Origin of the sequence: uncultured Dialister sp. (genome assembly GCA_900314595.1) — a bacterium.
Taxonomy (GTDB): Bacteria; Bacillota; Negativicutes; order Veillonellales; family Dialisteraceae; genus Dialister.
Map to the genome: position 1 here is coordinate 112,792 of OMVW01000001.1, position 18,189 is coordinate 130,980.

Here is an 18,189-nt window from a genome sequence, read left to right on the forward strand (position 1 = left end):
GAGGTGCAACATGAATTATCTGGAAAAATATCATGACTGGATGACCTGGGCTGATAATCATACAAAGAAAGAACTTTCTTCGCTTTCCGATGAGAAAGAAATTGAAGATCGTTTCTATAAGGACCTGGAGTTTGGCACTGCCGGGCTTCGGGGCATTATGGGGGCTGGTAGTAACCGTATGAACCGATACACTGTAGCAAAAGCCTCCAAAGGGTTTTCTGATTATTTGAAAGCTCTTTATCCGTCTGATCTGGATAGAGGCGTAGTTATTGCCTATGATTCTCGATTACATTCTGATGAATTTGCCAGGGAAGCTGCTGATGTATTGACTGCTTCCGGTATTCCGGTGAAACTTTTTAATGAACTTGAACCAATTCCGGTACTTTCCTTTTCCATCAGGCATTTTCATGCTCTTGGAGGTATCGTTATAACAGCCAGCCATAATCCTGCCGAATATAACGGTTATAAAGTTTATGGGGCGGATGGCGGCCAATTGGTCCCGGATAAGGCCGATATACTGACCAGGTATGTAGAACGAATTACAGATTTATCATCAATTGATGACCGGGGCAATGAAAAACTGCTAACCCTTCTTGGGCATCTGACAGTACAGTGCTTTATTGATACAATTTTTAAGGAATCTTACTATAAAGGAAATCCGTCGGATCTTTCTATCGTTTATACTCCTCTTCACGGAAGTGGGAACAAGCCGGTCCGCTATATTCTTGCGAAGGCTGGATTTGTTGATGTTCACATTGTCCCGGAACAAGAAAAACCGGATGGGACATTTCCGACGGTTGCGGCTCCAAATCCGGAAAATGAAGATGCACTGGCCATGGGTATAAAACTGGCCGGGAAGGTTAATGCCGATATCGTTATAGGAACTGATCCTGATAGTGATCGTATAGGGGCTGCCGTCAGGAGCGGAGATAAATATGTCCTGATTACTGGAAATCAGATGGGTGCCCTGCTTGTTTATTTTATACTTTCTACCAGAAAAGACCAACTTACACCCACTTCCACTCTGGTGAAAACTGTAGTTACAGGGGAGCTTGGTGCAGACATTGCCAGAAGTTTCAACGTTCAGGTGGTAGAAACTCTGACCGGATTTAAATATATCGGAGAAAAAATCAGTCAGTGGGCAGATGATATAAATCATGATTTTGTTATGGGATATGAAGAAAGTTACGGTTACCTCGTAGGTACCCATGCCCAGGATAAAGATGCAGTTGTATCCGCAATGCTGATTTGTGAAATGGCTGCTTATTTCAAGAAACAGGGCAAAACACTGGTTGATGTGCTTGGAGAACTCTACAAACAGTTTGGTTATTACTATGACAGGAGTGTTTCTTATACTCTGAAAGGAAAAACTGGACAAGAGAAAATTCAGTCTATTATGAAATCTCTGAGAAAGCTTAATGCAGAAAAGTTGATTCCTGATATAGCAGAAACTCTGGATTTTGAAAAAGGGATTGATAATCTTCCTAAAGAAAATGTAATGAAATACAAGCTGCATTCCGGTGGATGGATGGCGGTCCGGCCCAGTGGTACAGAGCCCAAAATCAAATTTTATTACTCTCTAAAGGGAAATAATGAAGAGGAAGCGGTGAAACTTTTCCATACTTATAAAACAGTTTGGGAAAAAGAATTTTCACTTTAATAGTCATGTTAATAGTCGTGTGGAAAAACCGCATATAATTGTGCGGTTTTTTCTGATGGATTTATGCAGGTTATACGGTAATTCATTGACTAAACTGTATATTTATGCTAATATTTTGAATAAATAGAAGGGTGTGAGATGAATTGGCAGATGAAAAAAAGATTATTTACGAAATTAAACATTTACAGAAATCTTTCGGAAAGGTAGAAGTCCTGAAGGATATAAGCATGCAGATAGAAAATGGTGAAGTATGCACCATTATTGGTCCTTCAGGTTCCGGGAAAAGTACATTGCTTCGCTGCCTGAATCTGCTTGAAAAGCCAACAGGTGGAGAGCTCTGGTTTGAAGGAAAGAAAGTCAATGAAAAGACGGATGTCAAAATGCTCCGAAGGGATGTAGGCATGGTTTTTCAGTCCTTCAATCTTTTCCCTATGTTTACGGCTCTTGAAAACGTTATGTATGCTCCAATCCACATAAAAAAACTTTCTCGTCCGCAGGCCAGGGAAGAAGCAATGGAATTGCTTAATCGTGTAGGGCTGGCAGACAGGGCTGATTATTATCCGGGGGAGCTTTCGGGGGGACAGCAGCAGCGTGTGGCTATAGCCCGTGCACTGGCCATGAAACCGAAAATGCTTCTTTTTGATGAGCCGACTTCGGCCCTTGATCCCGAACTGGTAGGAGATGTATTGACTGTTATGAAGGAAGTCGCTCTTGCAGGCATGACGATGGCCGTCGTTACTCATGAAATGCAGTTTGCTCACAGTGTATCCAACCATGTAGTTTTTATGGATAAAGGCTATATTGTGGAAGAAGGAAATCCTGGTGATATATTTACTCATCCAAAAGAAGAAAGGACGCAGTTGTTTCTGAAAAGACTGCTTCATGCTGATATTTAGGGAGATGATTCTTTTATGGACATGGTTATAGATACTGCGGTCAAATATAATGCTATATTTATGGCAGGAGTTAAGATTACGATTATTATTTCTGTACTTTCCTGCTTCTTCGGTCTTCTTTTAGGAATTGTCCTGGCATTTATGAAAATATCAGGTATTAAAATACTTCAGGCAATTGCTGCAGTTTATGTGGAAGTCATTAGAGGGACTCCGGTGCTTGTCCAGATTTCACTGGTATTCTTCGGTCTTCCATTTCTGGGAATCCATTTTCCCAGTTTTCAAATCATGGGTGTCGATTTTGAAAGGCTTTCTGCCGGTGTTCTTGCTCTGATTATCAATTCCGGTGCTTATGAATGCGAAATTGTACGTTCCGGTATCCAATCGATTCCTAAGGGACAGCTGGAGGGGGCCATGTCCCTGGGGTTTTCAAAATGGGAATCCATGGTTCGTATCATTATTCCCCAGGCAATCAGAAATATTTTACCGGTAATTGGTAATGAATTCGTTACTCTGATCAAGGAATCCTCTCAGGTTTCTGTCATCGGTATGGCCGACCTGATGTATACGGCCACCACTATTCAGGGTATCAGTTTCCAACCATTTCCTCCGCTCGTTATCGTAGCACTTTATTACTTCATTATGACTTTCTTCGTATCCATGTGTCTCCGCGTACTTGAAAGACATATGAAAGTGAAAAGCGTCAGATAAATAAAAACAGGCTGAATCGGGTTCAGCCTGTTTTTATTTATCTGGGTGTCACCGGTATTAAAGCCTTGTAGTATAATGGAAGGAAATGAGATTCCAGATGACAAAAGGAGTAAATATGTCTGAATATAATTTTGACAGGCTGGCCGGTGAAGCAGGAGTAGAAAACTGTTTCCATAACCGCGAAGACAAAACATTGACGCTGGAAGAGGCAGAAAAAATTATTCGGAATTTATCTGTCCGCTTTTCCATTACCGATAGTTACAAGGTAGAAGGGGGAGGTCAGTTTGATTATGTTTTCAAACTGGCGGAAAGAACCTGGGAAAGAACGGACTGGCGCAGGGGCGTTCCCGTGAAGACTGAAGGAAAATTGAACGAAGATGCGGTCAAGAAATTTATTGTCGATGCCGCTTTTGTCTACACTTTGAAACAGAAGCATTTTGTCACAAATACGAAATCACTGGAAATGAATACGGATCCCTATGAAAGGGAGAAATATGGTCCTATAAAAAGACTGACTCGCTGTGAGCTCCGAATGGGTGACCGTTTCTTCCGCTGGGTTCCGGAGTCTGACAGGGATTTACCATTTCCTGAGCTTTTTGATGCATTGCAGCTCCTTAGGAAATCCATCAGGAACTGATGAATTACGTGTTGGAGAAACTGAATCATAATTTTAGAGACCGGTTTTCATTTTAAGTGTTTAGTATGCAGATAAAACCCAATAATGGTTATCTCGAAGTTTTTGCGATTTCCTTGAGGATTACTTGACAAAATGATTTAATGGCGATATAGTTATTCTGTAAATGCAATGAGGAAGACATGACATTTCCGGTTGTCTTATCAGAGAGCCTGCGTTTGGTGCGAGCAGGAAGTTCATTGGTAATGTTACCACTTCAGAGCAGGAAGATAGAAATCTTTCCGGGCAGCTTACGTTAGCAGCTGATGAGTAAAGCGTATGCTTTAATTTGGGTGGAACCGCGGAATTGAACTTTCGTCCCTTAGTGGGACGGAAGTTTTTTTATTCGATTGATTTCTCCTTAGACTGGTCCCAGCAGTTGGAGAAAACAGTATTTAGAAAGGAAGATTCTTATGATTACAATCAAATTGAAAGATGGTAAGGAAAAGCAGTTTGAGAAAGCTGTACCCCTTTTTGAGGCTGCTAAGGAAATTTCCAACAGCCTTGGCAGAGATGCTCTGGTAGCTGAGGTAAACGGCAAGCTTACAGATTTGCGTGATCCAATTAGCGATGGCAGCTTCGTTGAATTCTTTACCAAAGAAGATAAGCAGGGACTTTTTACATTAAGACACACTGCTTCCCATGTTATGGCTCAGGCTATCCAGCACTTGTTCCCCAGAACAAAATTTGCTATCGGTCCGGCTATTGATGATGGATTCTATTATGACCTGGAATCTGACCATGTTTTCAGCCAGGATGATTTTGCTGCTATCGAGCAGGAAATGGCTAAAATTGCTAAAGCCAATATTCCTCTGACTAAGAAAGTAGTCAGCCGTGCAGAAGCTTTAAAATTCTTCCAGGAAAAGGGCCAGGACTATAAAGTCATGCTTATTAACGATCTTCCGGAAGACGCACAGATTTCCCTTTACGAACAGGGCGACTTTACCGATCTCTGCGCCGGTCCTCATATGAGATCGACTGGAAAAGTTAAAGTTTTCAAACTGATGTCTGTAGCAGGCGCTTATTGGCGTGGTGATTCAAACAACCAGATGCTCCAGCGTATCTATGCTACCGCTTTCTTCAAGAAAGAAGATCTCGAACATTTCCTCTTTGTCAGAAGCGAAGCTGAAAAGAGGGATCACAGAAAACTTGGCAAACAGCTGGATCTCTTCTCCTTCCATGAAGAAGGTCCGGGATTCCCGTTCTTCCATCCAAAGGGAATGATTCTTAGAAACCAGCTCATGGATTATGAAAGAGAACTGTTCAAGGAATTCGGTTATGTGGAAATCATGACACCGGTCATCCTTTCCAAGAAACTCTGGGTACAGTCCGGTCACTGGGATCATTACAAAGAAAATATGTATTTTACCAAGATCGATGATGAAGATTATGCTATTAAGCCGATGAACTGCCCCGGCGGAATCCTTTATTTCAAGACACAGCATCGTTCCTATCGTGATCTTCCGATGAGGGTCGGCGAATTTGGTCTCGTTCATCGCCATGAACTGAAGGGTGCCCTTCATGGACTTTTCCGTGTACGCTGCTTCACCCAGGATGATGCCCACATTTTTATGACTCAGGATCAGATGAAGGATGAAGTCATCAAATGTATGTCCATGTACCAGAAAATGTACGGCGTATTCGGCCTTGATTATCATGTAGAACTCTCCACACGTCCTGAAAATTCCATGGGCAGCGATGAATTATGGGAAATTTCCACCAACGCTCTCCGTGAAGCTATTGAAAAAACCGGCGTACCTTACCAGATTAATGAAGGTGATGGCGCATTCTATGGCCCGAAACTGGACTTCCATGTTCAGGATTCCCTTGGTCGTACATGGCAGTGTGGCACCATCCAGATGGATATGCAGCTGCCGGAACGGTTTGATGTCAACTATATCGGCGAGGATGGTGAAAAACATCGTGCTGTTATGCTTCACCGGGCAGGCTATGGTTCTCTGGAAAGGTTTATCGGCATCCTGATTGAACACTTTGGCGGTGCATTCCCGGTATGGATTTCCCCGGTACAGGTCAAAGTTATTCCAGTTACCGAAAAACATCTGGATTATGCAAAAGCAGTTGCGTCGGCTATGTCTGAATCCAATATCCGCGTTGAAGTGGAAGATGCAAATGAAACCCTGGGTTATAAGATCCGCAAGGCTCAGATGGAAAAGGTTCCTTATATGATTATTGTTGGTGATAAGGAAGTCAAGAGTCGGACCGTAGCTATCAGAAGCCGCAAAGATGGTGATATGGGTTCCATGCCGCTGCCGATGTTTGTGGCTAACCTTATTCGTGAAATCAAGAGCAGGGAATATTAATATGCAGAGGGAATTTCAGAGTGCCGATGTAGCCAGGGCTGCTGTTCGTATGGCACTGTCAGAAACCAGGGCGGATGAAAATGAGCTGCGCAGTCAGCTTGCAGCGCAGGGAATCCGTGCTGTGGCTGTAAACTTTGGGGGAAAGTTTACCGATATTCTGCCCAAAATCTTTGAATCAGCCATCGTGGCTGCCCAGAGACAGCATGTTATTTCTGATACCCATGTAGGAGATGGCTCAGTGCTGGGCGCTATGGAATCCGCAATTGAACAGATTAAGCTCATGGCCATTGGAATGAATGTGGGAGGCAAGATCGGTATCGCCCGTTGGAATGAACATCTCTGCGTAGCTATATTCGTTGGAGTAGGAGTTCTTCATTTCAATGAAGTAACTCTTGGGATGGCTCATAGAGTATTAAGAAATGACTTGACAAATTAATATCATTGATGTAATATATTTCTTGTGATTCATTGCAAGCAGAAGTCATCCGCTTCTCACCTTACAAGGCGAAAGCTACTAAGGTTTACGTATGGACTTGGAGCGGACGGCGTATGCTGTCCGCTTTTTACTTGCAATAGTTTCTTTTTCGGAGGTGAAAAGAATAGGTAAGGAACTCAGTATCAATGAACAGATTCGTGCCAGAGAAGTGCGTGTCGTCAGCGATACAAATGAACAACTGGGGATCATGACTCTTCACGAAGCGATTCGAATTGCGGAAGAAAAAGGACTTGATCTCGTCGAGGTGGCACCCAATGGTCGTCCGCCGGTATGCCGTATCATGAATTATGGCAAGTACAGATACGAACAGCAGAAACGTGATAAGGAAGCCAAGAAGAAACAGAAGGTATTTCAGATTAAGGAAGTCAAGCTTCGTCCGAATATTGAAGACCACGACTTCTTTGTCAAGCTGAAAAATGCCCAGCGTTTTCTGGGTGATGGCAACAAAGTGAAAGTGACCATCATGTTCCGGGGCAGAGAAATGACCCACCCTGAACTGGGACAGGAAGTTCTCGATCGTTTTGCAAAAGAGCTCGGTGACTCCATTGTTCGCGAAAAACCACCGAAATTAGAAGGACGCAATATGACCATGGTCATTGCGCCAAAAGCATAAAAAAGGAGAGATTGTCATGCCGAAAATGAAAACCCGTCGCGCTGCGGCAAAGCGTTTTACCGAAACAGGTTCTGGTCAGTTCAAAAGAAATAAAGCCTTCAAGAGCCATATTCTTGAAAAGAAGTCCCCAAAGAGAAAGAGAAACTTCAGAAAAGCAGCACTGGTTTCCAAATCTGATTACAAACGCGTAGCAAGACTGCTGCCAAACGGCTAATAAGGAGGATTTTTAAGAATGGCTAGAGTAAAAACAGGCGTTACCGCTCATGCAAGACATAAGAAGATTCTGAAACTCGCTAAGGGTTACAGGGGTGCTCGTCATACCCAGTTCAGAAAGGCAAATGAACTGGTTATGAAGGCTCTCTACTATGCAAGAAGAGATCGCAGATCCAAGAAGAGAGAATTCCGTAAGCTCTGGATTGTCCGCATCAATGCAGCTGCTCGTCAGAATGGACTGACCTACAGCAGACTGATTGCAGGTCTGGCTAAAGCAGGCATTGAAGTTAACCGCAAGATGCTTTCCGAACTCGCTATCAGCGATCCGGCAGGCTTCACCAAAATTTGCGAAGCTGCAAAGAATGCTTAATGAAATTAAGACCGGCTCCCATAGGGGGCCGGTCTTTTAGTGCCCGGAGCAGGAGCGAATGATTCGTTTCATGAAATATTAAAATCAGCTGCCCGGAAAATAAAATCTTCCAGGCAGCTGATTTTTGGCTTATCTTTAAAATTAAATGGTATGAGCAGAGCCTACTACGGCTTCAATTTTGTGCATGACCATCTGTTTGACGGCTTCTCTTGCCGGTTTCAAATAATTGCGGGGATCAAAATTGGAAGGATCTTTGTAAAGCGCTTCACGAATGGCGCTCGTCATAGCTAGACGTATATCTGTATCGATATTGATTTTGCATACGGCCATGGTTGCTGCTTTTCTCAGCATATCTTCAGGTACACCTTTCGAGCCTTCGATTTTCCCACCGAATTCATTGCACTTTTCAACAAATTCAGGAATAACGGTAGAGGCGCCATGGAGTACGATTGGATATCCGGGGAGCAGTTTGCCTACCTTTTCCAGTCTTTCATAATCAAGATAGGGGTCGCCTTTGTATTTATAAGCGCCATGACTTGTGCCAATGGCGATGGCCAGAGAATCACAACCGGTTTTTTCAACAAATTCTGCCGCTTCTTCCGGATCTGTGAAAATGGCGTCCTTTGCATCAACGCTAACCATATCTTCTACACCTGCAAGACGGCCAAGTTCTGCCTCTACAACTACACCCTTATCATGAGCATATTCTACAATCTGCCTGGTAACCTTTACGTTTTCTTCAAAAGGATGCTTTGAGCCGTCATACATAACGGAAGTAAATCCACCATCGATGCACGCTTTGCAGATTTCAAAAGATGAACCATGATCCAGATGCAGGCAGGTAGGGATTTCAGGATAATCCTGGATGGCAATTTTAACGAGGCCTACAATATATTCCTGACCGGCGTATTTTCTTGCTCCTTCGGATGCCTGAAGAATGACAGGGGATTCCTCAGCCTTGGCAGCTTCCATGATTCCCTGTATAATTTCCATATTATTGACGTTGAAAGCGCCAATGGCATAATGACCTTCATAGGCCTTCTTAAACATTTCAGTAGTTCCAACAAGCGGCATAGTCATACCTTCCTTTCATAGAAACTTATTTATTATATATGTATATTTTTTACAATACACATTTAATCATATTTATTATACTTGAACAAAATTCATATTTCCACCGTATTTTTTATGTGATAAGACAATAAGTCTACGTAATTAATTGTAAGCGGCTGAATGCAAATAGGTTCTATACTTTCTAAAATAGAAAATTTATTTTTTCAACTTTTATTTAAAGGCGGCTATTTTTATCAGTATATGGTAAAATGATAAGGTGTAATAATTAGGGAAATAGCTAATTATATTTTGATGACTGTAGCAGGAGGAAACTATGGCAAAAGATTATTCTTTCGATGTAGTATGCCGTACCAATCTTCAGGAGGCTGCAAATGCAGTGAATCAGGCATCCAGAGAAATAGGAACCCGGTACGATTTCAAGGGAAGCAAGAGTTCCGTTGTTCTTGAAGATGGAAAAATAACCCTGATAGGGGATGATGATTTCAAACTTCGTCTGGTCCGGGATATTTTGAATACGAAACTGGTAAAGCGTGGTATTTCCTTAAAAAACATAAAGGAGCTGAAAAAAGAGGCGGCTGCGGGGGGCACTGTGCGTCAGGTACTTGAACTGCAGAACGGTATTTCTTCTGAAATGGCCAAGGATATTGTTAAGCGCGTGAAAGCATCAAAAATCAAGGTTTCAGCAAAGATTAACGGGGATGAGGTTAGGGTTAGCGGGAAAGATAAAGATGATTTACAAGCTTGTATTGCGTTCCTGAAACAGCAGGATTTAAGTGTAGAGCTTCAGTTTGTTAATTACAGATAAAAGGATGTCCATGAAACCAGAAGAAATGATTGGAAAAGTTCTCCGGGAAGGACATACGACCGGGGCAACTGCAGCTGGTGCAATGAAGGCAGCCATTTTAGCAATAAGGGGGGAGTTCCCGCATCAGGTGACTGTACTTTCTCCTCAGCGGCAGGAACTTGTCATTCCAGTGGAATCTGCTGCCGCAGAAGGGAAAAAGGGGACTGCCACATGCCTGAAAGATGCTGGGGACGATCTGGATTGTACGAATGGTACGCCCATCATTGTTACGGTTGAACTTTCCGATAAACCGGGAATGGAATTAAAAGCGGGTAAAGGAGTCGGTATAGTTACACGCCCGGGGCTTCAGGTTCCTGTCGGGAAGCCGGCTATTAATCCTGGGCCCCAAATCATGCTTCGTTATGTTTATGAAGAGCTGATTGGCAGAGATAAGGGCCTTACCGTTACCGTCAGCATACCTAAAGGTGAAGAACTTGCAAAACAGACATTAAATCCTGCCATAGGAGTAAAGGGTGGTATTTCGGTTCTGGGTACTACCGGTATTGTAAAGCCAATGAGTGAAGATGCCTATAAACGTTCGCTGGCACCTCAGGTCCCGGTGGTCTGGGCATCAGGATATCGGACTGCAGTTCTTTGTCCCGGACGTATTGGGGAAAATGCGGCGAAAATCATGGGGATACCGGAGGGGGCCATTATCGAAACCAGTAACTTTATTGGATTCATGATGGAACAGTGTATTGCCCGCGGTTTTGATAGAATGCTCCTTGTTGGTCATATGGGAAAACTTGTCAAAGTGGCCTCCGGCAGTTTTCATACTTATAACAGGAACAGTGATGGCCGTATGGAAACTATGGCGGCTTATGCTGCCATGAATGGGGCATCTTCGTCAGTGGTCAAAGAAATCATGGACTGCAATACAACCGATGGTGCTGCTATCATTATTCATCGTGAGAATCTGGATATGATTTATTCCCAGATGGCTGAGCGGGCTCAGGTGCGTTCAGAACGATATATTTTTGGCAAATCTAAAGTTGGTATTATTTTTGCAGGCATGGATGGATCTATCCAGGCTATGAGCAGTCATGCAAAGGAGATTCTGGAAGAAAATAAATGGATCATAAAATAATTGTGGCCGGTATAGGGCCGGGAAGCAGGGATTTTATCCTTCCCAGGGCATTAAAGGCGATTGATCAGTCTCATTACCTTGTAGGCGGTCATCGAGCTCTATCGGACTTTGCACACGAAGGTCAGGAAACTTATCCTGTTACAGGGAAACTTTCTCTTCTTGCTAAATGGCTTGAAAAAGCGATTGCCAGTGACGATGTGGTTGTCATGGTCAGCGGGGATCCCGGCTTTTACAGCCTTCTTCCCTGGTTGAAGAAAAAATTCAATTCCTGTCCTGTAGAAGTTATTCCTGGAATATCTTCGGTACAGGCTGCGTTCTGCCTTATAGGTGAGCCCTGGCAGGGAGCTTTATGGCTTTCGTTTCATGGTCGTATTCCTGAAGAACAGGATACCGACTATCAAAAGGGCAAGAAACTGGCATTTCTTACGGATCATGAACATAATCCTGCATTTATTGCCGGTTATCTTATAAAACAGGGATGGCCCGAAAATACAAGGGCCGCAGCTTGTGAACATATTTCCTATGAGAATCAGCATGTTTCTGAATCCACTCTGGCAGAGATGACCGAGCTGGATGGCTTTGGTGAATCAGTAATGGTGGTGATAGGCTAAGATGTACAATTTCGGTATTAATGATGAGGAGTTTATTCGGGGAAAGGTACCGATGACAAAAGCCGAAATCCGGGCCATGGTCATGGTCAAGGCGAAAATCCGTCCGGAAGATACGGTTGCTGACATCGGTGCAGGTACAGGGTCTATTTCTATTGAGGCTGCACTGGCTGCCTTTAATGGAAATGTATATTCAATTGAGAGAAATCCCGATGGAATTCAGCTTATTCGTGAGAATGCAAATAAATTTGGTTGTGAAAATATTCATACCATTACCGGCACGGCACCGGAGGCCATGGATGAGCTCCCTCCATTGGATGTCATTATTATTGGTGGATCCAGCGGGAATATGCATGAAATTCTGGATCGATGCGAAGCGCTTCTGAAAAAGGGAGGACGCATTATTCTTACTGCCGTTACAGCTGAGACGACAGGTGAAATCGTCAGGGAATTTGATGGCCGGGCTTTCCGGCTTGAGGGTTTTCAGATGCAGATTAACAGGCTTAAAAAGCTGGGGCATTATCATTTGTATAACCCACTAAGTCCTGTTTTTATATTTACAGCAGAAAAAGTTGAGGAGGAATTGTGATGGGAAAGCTTTACTTTATAGGTGCAGGTCCAGGGGATCCGGAATTGATCACTCTCAAAGGAAAAAGACTGATCAGTGAGGCGGATGTAGTCATTTATGCTGGGTCTCTGGTGAATCCTGATATCCTGAAATTTGCCAGGGAAAATGCTGAAATTTATAACAGTGCCACTATGAATCTGGATGAAGTGCTGGCTGTTGAGATTGAAGCATTAAAGGCAGGAAAAGTGGTTGCCCGCGTACATACGGGAGATCCTGCTATTTATGGAGCTATCCAGGAACAGATGGATGGACTTCGCGCAGCCGGGATTTCTGAAACCGATTTTGAGGTTGTGCCAGGGGTCAGCTCTTTCCTTGCTACGGCAGCAGCTCTCAAACAGGAATATACACTACCCGGTATTTCTCAGACCGTCATTATTACAAGAATGGAAGGACGGACACCGGTTCCGGTGAAGGAAAAGCTGTCTCTCCTGGCATCTCACCAGGCCACTATGTGTATTTTCCTTTCTGTACATGCTATTGAAAAAGTAATGGATACGCTGAAAGAGGGAGGATACCCCGGAGATACTCCGGTAGCTATTGTTGCCCGCGCTACTTGGCCGGACCAGAGGATTTTCCGCGGTACTATTGATACGATTGCCGATATTCTCCATAAGGCAAGCGTGGTGCGCCAGGCTATGATTGTTGTTGGAAAAGTGCTTGATACTGAATATGACCTGTCAAAGCTTTACGACAGCAAGTTTACAACCATGTTCCGTAAAGGGACTGATGAATAATGAAATGTGCTATAATTTCAGTTTCCAGAACGGGAGCACTTCTTGGCAGCCGCGTAAAATCCGGTATTACAGGGGATATAACCCTGTATGAGAGAATCGGCGCAGAAAGTGGAAATCCCGCGGAATATTTCCGGCGTACTCTGAAATTGACAGCTGAGATATTTTCAGATTATGATGGGCTGCTTTTTATTATGGCATCAGGCATTGCGGTACGGGCTGTTGCTCCTTTGATAGTAAGTAAAGCCCGTGATCCGGCTGTTCTTGTCATGGATGAATGCGGAAAACATTGTATTTCACTATTGTCCGGTCATCTGGGTGGAGCAAATGCCTGGGCGAGGGAAGTTGCCTCTGCAATTGGGGCGGATCCGGTTATAACAACTGCAACAGATGTACATGAATTCCGGGCTCCTGATGATATTGCCCGGGAGCTCATGATGAGGGTTTACCCGCTTCCTGCCTTGAAACCGATTAACAGCCTGATTGCAGAGGGCAGAAATGTTATCTGGTTTCTTGATGAGAAGGTTAATGGTGCCAATTCTATTTCATTTCGATTAAAAGAAAAAGGAATAGAGGCCATTCCACTTGAAAAAATAAGTGATATGGAATTTGATGGCTGTATTATTATATCTGATTATACTTATCAGCAGAGTAAACCCTGTGTTTTTCTAAGGCCTAAAAACCTGTTTATTGGAATTGGCTGCAAAAGGGGGACGCCCGAAAACCTGATTCGGGATGCTTACGAGCAGGCTCTGATGCGGTGTGGTATTTATGAATACCAGGTGGCATCTCTTGCAAGTGTTGATTTAAAAGCTGATGAAAAAGGTCTTCTTGATTTTGCATTTCATAAGAATCTTCCTATACACTTTTATAAGGCAGAGGAACTTAAAAGGATAACGGAAGATTATCATCTTGATATTTCACAATTTGTAGAAAAAACGATAGGAGTAGGTAACGTATGTCAATCTGCAGCGCTAATGGAATCGAAGAAAGGGAAAACGGTTCTGCCGAAGACAAAATTTGCCAGTGCAACGGTTGCGATAGCAAAGGGATTATCCGGGTCATTGGAATTGGACCGGGACATAAGGAGGAAATGACCTTCAAGGCTGTGGAAGCCATGAAGGATTCTGATATTATTGTCGGATACAATACTTATATCGCACTGGTTCGCGATATGATTCAGGGAAAAGAAGTTGTAGGTAATGGTATGCGGCAGGAAGTGGACCGTTGTCAGAAAGCAGTGGATCTTGCTGTAGAAGGGCATAAGGTTGCTGTTATTTCCTCGGGAGATCCCGGCGTATACGGGATGGCTGGTCTGGTACTTGAACTTCTTCAGAAGGTGCCGGCTGAAAAGAGACCGGAATGTGAAATCATTCCCGGGCTGACGGCTGCGAATACTTCTGCTGCTGCTCTTGGTGCTGCTCTCATGCATGATTATGCGGTTATCAGTCTTTCTGATCTAATGACTCCGTGGGATCTGATTAAGAAAAGAGCCCGCCTGGCAGCAGAGGGGGATTTCGTTATCGCCATCTATAATCCAAAGAGCCGTGGCCGTGCGACATATCTTGATCAGATCAGGGATATTGTTCTTCAGTTCCGAAAGCCTGAAACTCCTGTAGGTATTGTCAGGAAGGCTGGTCGTCCTGGAATGAACTGGACAATAACTAACCTCGAGAAACTTCCTGAAGCGCAGGTGGATATGCAGTCTACTGTTATTATAGGGAACAGCAACACATATGTGGCTGACGGAAAAATGATTACGCCAAGGGGGTACCGGGTTTGATCTGGATTATTTCAGGCACTCAGGATGGTAGAGAAATAGGGGCGGAACTGGCAGATCGGGAAATGAGCAAACCTAAAGCTGAGCGAAGGGAAATACTTATGACCGTTGTCAGCCAGTATGGCAAAGTCCTTGCTCAGCATGAGGGGCTGGATATAGAAGTGGGCCGCTTTAAAAAAGAAGATATGATCCGGGTCATCCGCGAAAAAGGAATTTCCCTGATTCTTGATGCCAGTCATCCTTATGCGGCAATTGTTTCAGAAACTGCCTCTGCGGCATGTAATGAAACAGGTATAGATTATGTCCGCTACGAAAGGGCAGAATATCCGCTGCCTGATTATGATAAACTTTATCATGCGAAAGATGAATTTGAAGCGGCAGATCTGGCAGGTAAACTAGGTGAAAGCATCCTCTTGACTACCGGTTCGAAAACACTTTCTACCTTTGTTCATGCCGAATCACTTCAGGGAAAAAAGATTTGGGCAAGAGTTCTTCCTTTATCCAATGTGATTAAGATGTGCGAAGACCTTGGAATGAAAGCAAAAAATATTCTGGCTTTGCAGGGACCATTTTCTTATGAAATGAATCTTGCAATGATTCATGATTATCACGCCGATGTCATGGTAACCAAAAATGGGGGCCTTGTTGGTGGCAGCGATACAAAACTTAAGGCTGCCATGGATGCTGGAATTTCAGTGATTGTTATTGACAAACCAAAAGCAAAAATTGTTGGAGTTCCGATTTTTGATACGGTCGAAGCTGTTTTAAACTATATGGAGGAACATTATGGATTTTATAAAGAACCCAAGAGCAATTGAAGAAAAGAGCATGGATCTCATTGATCCATTTATCAGCGATATCGACTTGACCCCGGAAGAAGTGACCGTTTATTCCAGAATGATTCATGCATCCGGGGATGTGGATTATGGACATCTGATTCAGACCAGCAAAGGGGCAGTAGAAGCTGGCATTAAAGCTTTGGCCGGAGGCTGCAATATTTACTGTGATGTGAATATGGTTAAGGCAGGCATTAATAAACGGGCTCTGGCAGCTCTTGGCGGCGATGTCTTCTGCCGAGTTGCTGATCCGGATATTGCCCGCATCGCTAAAGAAAAGAATATTGCCCGTTCTATGGCTGCCATGAATTCTTTTGGTACTGATCTCAATGGTTCCATTATTGCTGTCGGAAATGCTCCTACCGCTTTATATGAAGCTATCCGTCTGGTGGAAGAGGATGGAATTAAGCCGGCACTGATTATTGGTATTCCTGTTGGCTTTGTAGGGGCTGCTGATTCCAAGGAACAGCTTGTCAGAAGAGCCCCATGTCCGTTTATTACTGTTCGTGGCACAAAAGGTGGAAGTTCCATCGTTGCATCCTGCGTCAACGCTCTGATGTATAACCTTGTTAAGAGAGACAATATGCTTTACGTTCAGGGGAAGAAATAAGTTATAATTTTTGAGTTTTTATTTGCTGTTAATTTCAACGCCCTTCATAATTGTTATTATGATGGGCGTTTTTATAATTTATTTTCATCTCTTATTGTATTAATGTTGAAAAATGATATAATTAATTAAAGCTGATAGTATTGATGTCATTTAATTAAAGAAATGCGAATGAGTCAAAAGTCAAATAAGCTTTTTTTAATTTAAATCACATTATATGTTGCTTCTAAGGAGTGATGGTGATGAATGAGAAGCGCAAGGAAACAGGAAAAAGCAAGGGATTGAAGGTTTTTATTATCTTTATCTTTGCAGTATTCACTGTTTTCGCCATGGTTTACAGTCTGCTGTTTGGTTCAGCCGATATTTCATTTTCTACGATTCTTCATACACTTGCAGGAAATGTGGAATCTACGGATGAAATGGTCATTTGGAATATCCGCTTCCCCAGAAATATTGTTGGTGCCCTGGTAGGTGCCAATCTTGCTGTTTCTGGTGCAATTCTGCAGGCAGTGATGAAGAATCCGCTGGCTGATCCGGGTATTGTAGGCGTATCGAGTGGTGCTGGTCTGGCCGGTGTCATGATGCTTATTTTTATGCCGGAAGCTTCCCTTCTTCTGACTCCGGTTGCCTTTGTAGGTGCCATGCTATCTGCTGCTGCAGTATATGCACTTGCCTGGAAAAATGGTATTCGTCCAAGTCGTATCATATTGGCCGGCGTTGCTGTCAGCGCATTCCTTGGGAGCGGTATTTCTGCTCTTCTGGTATTTTATTCTGATAAAGTACAGGGAGCACTGCTTTGGATGGTCGGCGGTCTTTCTGCCAGAAGTTGGCCACAGGTTGAAGCGTTATTCCCTTATACGATATTGGGATTGGTCCTTGCTTTAGCTGGATGTAAAGCTCTTACAATTTTAAGTCTTGGCGATGAAACGGCCAGAGGCCTTGGTGTTCCGGTAGAAAAGGTTCGCTTTTCAATGACCGCGGTAGCTGCCCTTCTTGCTGCCGGAGCAGTAAGTATTGCAGGACTCATTGGCTTCGTGGGTCTAGTTGTTCCACATATCGTAAGACTTATTATTGGTACCGACTATAAATATGTAGTGCCGGGCTCGGCTATTCTTGGAGCAGGTGTCCTTGTTTTTTGTGATACCCTTGGACGCGTATTGTTCTCTCCTATTGAGATACCTGCCGGTATCATTATGGCATTTCTGGGAGCCCCGTTCTTCCTGTTCCTGTTAAGGAGGAGTGCATAATGGACGATATAGCTATCAATATTTCAGATATTCATGTTTCTTTTGGCAATCATCATGTTTTGCGTGGCGCAAGCGGAGTGATAAAAAAAGGCAGTATTTGCACATTCCTTGGACGGAATGGCTGCGGTAAATCCACACTTCTTAAAGCGGTTACAGGAAATCTTAAACCGCAGAAAGGATCCGTAGAAATTGCAGGTAAACCGCTTTCTGCTTATTCCACGAATGAGTTATCAAGAGTTGTTGCATTTCTTCCGCAGTTCCATGATGTTCCAAAGGATATGACATCTGAAGAACTTGTATCATGCGGCCGATATCCATATCAGCACTGGTGGACCGGCGTTTCAACCAGAGACCGTCAGGTGGTAGCTGAAGTTATGGAAAAAACAAATACAAGTCATCTGAAAGATCGTCTGGCTGCCAGCCTTTCCGGTGGTGAAAGACAGAGGGTATGGATTGCAATGGCTCTTGCCCAGGAGCCGAAAATCCTGATCCTGGATGAACCTACAACGTATCTGGATATCTGCCATCAGCTGGAGGTTATGGAACTTGTATCCAAATTGAATAAAGATGAAAACCTGACGGTTGTCATGGTCCTTCATGAGATTAACCAGGCTATTCGCTATTCTACTGATGTGCTTGTAGTGGAAAACGGGATTATCCAGCGTCATGGACCGCCTATGGAAGTTATGACACATGAAGCTATTGCTGAAGTATTCAATGTAGATGCGGATATAGAAATGCGTCGTGGGCGTCCGAGCATTGCCATTAACGGCCTTCTTGATAAACCCCGGAATTGA

At 43.6% G+C, this 18,189-nt stretch carries 21 protein-coding genes and 1 other annotated feature; of the genes, 20 read left to right on the forward strand and 1 reads right to left on the reverse strand.

The annotated features are described in order from the left end of the window. Positions 1-10 precede the first annotated feature (10 nt). From QZN42_RS00510 to rplT, 9 genes are all read left to right on the forward strand, one after another. Entirely contained in the window at positions 11-1,660 is a 1,650-nt protein-coding gene (locus QZN42_RS00510; protein WP_296953600.1) for a phospho-sugar mutase, read from the forward strand. A gap of 164 nt (positions 1,661-1,824) precedes the next feature. Beyond that, positions 1,825-2,556, forward strand: coding sequence for an amino acid ABC transporter ATP-binding protein (locus QZN42_RS00515; RefSeq protein WP_363915956.1), 732 nt, complete (start codon positions 1,825-1,827; stop codon positions 2,554-2,556). A 15-nt stretch (positions 2,557-2,571) separates the two neighbouring features. After that, positions 2,572-3,264 carry an amino acid ABC transporter permease gene (locus QZN42_RS00520; protein ID WP_296953602.1) on the forward strand — a complete coding sequence of 231 codons (693 nt, stop codon included), beginning with the start codon at positions 2,572-2,574 and terminating at the stop codon, positions 3,262-3,264. A 115-nt stretch (positions 3,265-3,379) separates the two neighbouring features. After that, the gene (locus QZN42_RS00525) at positions 3,380-3,901 is read left to right on the forward strand and encodes a hypothetical protein (protein WP_296953604.1); all 522 of its coding nucleotides are present in this window, start codon (positions 3,380-3,382) and stop codon (positions 3,899-3,901) included. A 449-nt stretch (positions 3,902-4,350) separates the two neighbouring features. Then, the gene (thrS, locus tag QZN42_RS00530; RefSeq protein ID WP_296953606.1) at positions 4,351-6,258 is read left to right on the forward strand and encodes a threonine--tRNA ligase; all 1,908 of its coding nucleotides are present in this window, start codon (positions 4,351-4,353) and stop codon (positions 6,256-6,258) included. 1 nt (position 6,259) lies between these two features. Further along, positions 6,260-6,694, forward strand: a complete 435-nt coding sequence (locus tag QZN42_RS00535) for a HutP family protein (protein ID WP_296953607.1) — start codon at positions 6,260-6,262, stop codon at positions 6,692-6,694. Positions 6,695-6,724: 30 nt separating this feature from the next. After that, positions 6,725-6,832 (forward strand) — a sequence feature (ribosomal protein L20 leader region). After that, positions 6,786-7,367 carry a translation initiation factor IF-3 gene (gene infC / locus QZN42_RS00540; RefSeq protein WP_296953608.1) on the forward strand — a complete coding sequence of 194 codons (582 nt, stop codon included), beginning with the start codon at positions 6,786-6,788 and terminating at the stop codon, positions 7,365-7,367. It overlaps the preceding feature by 47 nt. Before the next feature lie 16 nt (positions 7,368-7,383). Continuing rightward, complete coding sequence (gene rpmI / locus QZN42_RS00545) at positions 7,384-7,581, forward strand: 50S ribosomal protein L35 (protein ID WP_008858952.1); 198 nt, start codon at positions 7,384-7,386, stop codon at positions 7,579-7,581. Positions 7,582-7,599: 18 nt separating this feature from the next. Continuing rightward, a complete protein-coding gene (rplT, locus tag QZN42_RS00550; RefSeq protein WP_296953611.1) occupies positions 7,600-7,950 on the forward strand; it encodes a 50S ribosomal protein L20 in 351 nt (116 codons plus the stop codon). Between the two features lie 141 nt (positions 7,951-8,091). On the opposite strand, the gene fba is transcribed toward rplT, so the two are convergent. Continuing rightward, a complete protein-coding gene (fba, locus tag QZN42_RS00555; RefSeq protein WP_296953613.1) occupies positions 8,092-9,024 on the reverse strand; it encodes a class II fructose-1,6-bisphosphate aldolase in 933 nt (310 codons plus the stop codon). A 313-nt stretch (positions 9,025-9,337) separates the two neighbouring features. Between fba and QZN42_RS00560 the strand changes: the two genes are divergently transcribed. From QZN42_RS00560 to QZN42_RS00610, 11 genes are all read left to right on the forward strand, one after another. After that, complete coding sequence (locus QZN42_RS00560) at positions 9,338-9,829, forward strand: YajQ family cyclic di-GMP-binding protein (RefSeq protein ID WP_296953615.1); 492 nt, start codon at positions 9,338-9,340, stop codon at positions 9,827-9,829. 10 nt (positions 9,830-9,839) lie between these two features. Further along, positions 9,840-10,955 (forward strand): cobalt-precorrin-5B (C(1))-methyltransferase CbiD, encoded by a 1,116-nt coding sequence (cbiD, locus tag QZN42_RS00565; protein ID WP_296953617.1) that lies wholly within the window; start codon positions 9,840-9,842, stop codon positions 10,953-10,955. Continuing rightward, on the forward strand, positions 10,940-11,566 hold the full coding sequence (cbiE, locus tag QZN42_RS00570) for a precorrin-6y C5,15-methyltransferase (decarboxylating) subunit CbiE (protein ID WP_296953619.1): 627 nt from the start codon (positions 10,940-10,942) through the stop codon (positions 11,564-11,566). The genes cbiD and cbiE overlap by 16 nt, the downstream gene beginning before the upstream one ends. Before the next feature lies 1 nt (position 11,567). After that, positions 11,568-12,152 (forward strand): precorrin-6Y C5,15-methyltransferase (decarboxylating) subunit CbiT, encoded by a 585-nt coding sequence (cbiT, locus tag QZN42_RS00575; RefSeq protein WP_363915925.1) that lies wholly within the window; start codon positions 11,568-11,570, stop codon positions 12,150-12,152. Beyond that, entirely contained in the window at positions 12,152-12,925 is a 774-nt protein-coding gene (cobM, locus tag QZN42_RS00580) for a precorrin-4 C(11)-methyltransferase (RefSeq protein ID WP_296953623.1), read from the forward strand. Before cbiT ends, cobM begins: the two co-directional genes overlap by 1 nt. After that, on the forward strand, positions 12,925-14,019 hold the full coding sequence (locus tag QZN42_RS00585) for a cobalt-precorrin 5A hydrolase (RefSeq protein ID WP_296953625.1): 1,095 nt from the start codon (positions 12,925-12,927) through the stop codon (positions 14,017-14,019). The genes cobM and QZN42_RS00585 overlap by 1 nt, the downstream gene beginning before the upstream one ends. Next, on the forward strand, positions 14,016-14,705 hold the full coding sequence (gene cobJ, locus QZN42_RS00590; RefSeq protein ID WP_296953627.1) for a precorrin-3B C(17)-methyltransferase: 690 nt from the start codon (positions 14,016-14,018) through the stop codon (positions 14,703-14,705). Before QZN42_RS00585 ends, cobJ begins: the two co-directional genes overlap by 4 nt. Beyond that, positions 14,702-15,520, forward strand: a complete 819-nt coding sequence (cobK, locus tag QZN42_RS00595) for a precorrin-6A reductase (protein WP_296953629.1) — start codon at positions 14,702-14,704, stop codon at positions 15,518-15,520. Before cobJ ends, cobK begins: the two co-directional genes overlap by 4 nt. Beyond that, positions 15,489-16,148 carry a precorrin-8X methylmutase gene (locus QZN42_RS00600; RefSeq protein WP_296953631.1) on the forward strand — a complete coding sequence of 220 codons (660 nt, stop codon included), beginning with the start codon at positions 15,489-15,491 and terminating at the stop codon, positions 16,146-16,148. The genes cobK and QZN42_RS00600 overlap by 32 nt, the downstream gene beginning before the upstream one ends. Before the next feature lie 239 nt (positions 16,149-16,387). Then, complete coding sequence (locus QZN42_RS00605) at positions 16,388-17,392, forward strand: iron ABC transporter permease (RefSeq protein ID WP_296953633.1); 1,005 nt, start codon at positions 16,388-16,390, stop codon at positions 17,390-17,392. After that, the gene (locus QZN42_RS00610) at positions 17,392-18,189 is read left to right on the forward strand and encodes an ABC transporter ATP-binding protein (RefSeq protein WP_296953635.1); all 798 of its coding nucleotides are present in this window, start codon (positions 17,392-17,394) and stop codon (positions 18,187-18,189) included. Before QZN42_RS00605 ends, QZN42_RS00610 begins: the two co-directional genes overlap by 1 nt.

Excerpts from the sequence above, each read along its gene's own strand:
- QZN42_RS00510 (WP_296953600.1), top strand. The coding sequence starts at position 11 with ATGAATTATCTGGAAAAATATCATGACTGGATGACCTGGGCTGATAAT.
- QZN42_RS00520 (WP_296953602.1), top strand. The coding sequence starts at position 2,572 with ATGGACATGGTTATAGATACTGCGGTCAAATATAATGCTATATTTATG.
- QZN42_RS00525 (WP_296953604.1), top strand. The coding sequence starts at position 3,380 with ATGTCTGAATATAATTTTGACAGGCTGGCCGGTGAAGCAGGAGTAGAA.
- thrS (WP_296953606.1), top strand. The coding sequence starts at position 4,351 with ATGATTACAATCAAATTGAAAGATGGTAAGGAAAAGCAGTTTGAGAAA.
- QZN42_RS00535 (WP_296953607.1), top strand. The coding sequence starts at position 6,260 with ATGCAGAGGGAATTTCAGAGTGCCGATGTAGCCAGGGCTGCTGTTCGT.
- infC (WP_296953608.1), top strand. The coding sequence starts at position 6,786 with ATGGACTTGGAGCGGACGGCGTATGCTGTCCGCTTTTTACTTGCAATA.
- rpmI (WP_008858952.1), top strand. The coding sequence starts at position 7,384 with ATGCCGAAAATGAAAACCCGTCGCGCTGCGGCAAAGCGTTTTACCGAA.
- rplT (WP_296953611.1), top strand. The coding sequence starts at position 7,600 with ATGGCTAGAGTAAAAACAGGCGTTACCGCTCATGCAAGACATAAGAAG.
- fba (WP_296953613.1), bottom strand. The coding sequence starts at position 9,024 with ATGCCGCTTGTTGGAACTACTGAAATGTTTAAGAAGGCCTATGAAGGT.
- QZN42_RS00560 (WP_296953615.1), top strand. The coding sequence starts at position 9,338 with ATGGCAAAAGATTATTCTTTCGATGTAGTATGCCGTACCAATCTTCAG.
- cbiD (WP_296953617.1), top strand. The coding sequence starts at position 9,840 with ATGAAACCAGAAGAAATGATTGGAAAAGTTCTCCGGGAAGGACATACG.
- cbiE (WP_296953619.1), top strand. The coding sequence starts at position 10,940 with ATGGATCATAAAATAATTGTGGCCGGTATAGGGCCGGGAAGCAGGGAT.
- cbiT (WP_363915925.1), top strand. The coding sequence starts at position 11,568 with ATGTACAATTTCGGTATTAATGATGAGGAGTTTATTCGGGGAAAGGTA.
- cobM (WP_296953623.1), top strand. The coding sequence starts at position 12,152 with ATGGGAAAGCTTTACTTTATAGGTGCAGGTCCAGGGGATCCGGAATTG.
- QZN42_RS00585 (WP_296953625.1), top strand. The coding sequence starts at position 12,925 with ATGAAATGTGCTATAATTTCAGTTTCCAGAACGGGAGCACTTCTTGGC.
- cobJ (WP_296953627.1), top strand. The coding sequence starts at position 14,016 with ATGACCTTCAAGGCTGTGGAAGCCATGAAGGATTCTGATATTATTGTC.
- QZN42_RS00600 (WP_296953631.1), top strand. The coding sequence starts at position 15,489 with ATGGATTTTATAAAGAACCCAAGAGCAATTGAAGAAAAGAGCATGGAT.
- QZN42_RS00605 (WP_296953633.1), top strand. The coding sequence starts at position 16,388 with ATGAATGAGAAGCGCAAGGAAACAGGAAAAAGCAAGGGATTGAAGGTT.
- QZN42_RS00610 (WP_296953635.1), top strand. The coding sequence starts at position 17,392 with ATGGACGATATAGCTATCAATATTTCAGATATTCATGTTTCTTTTGGC.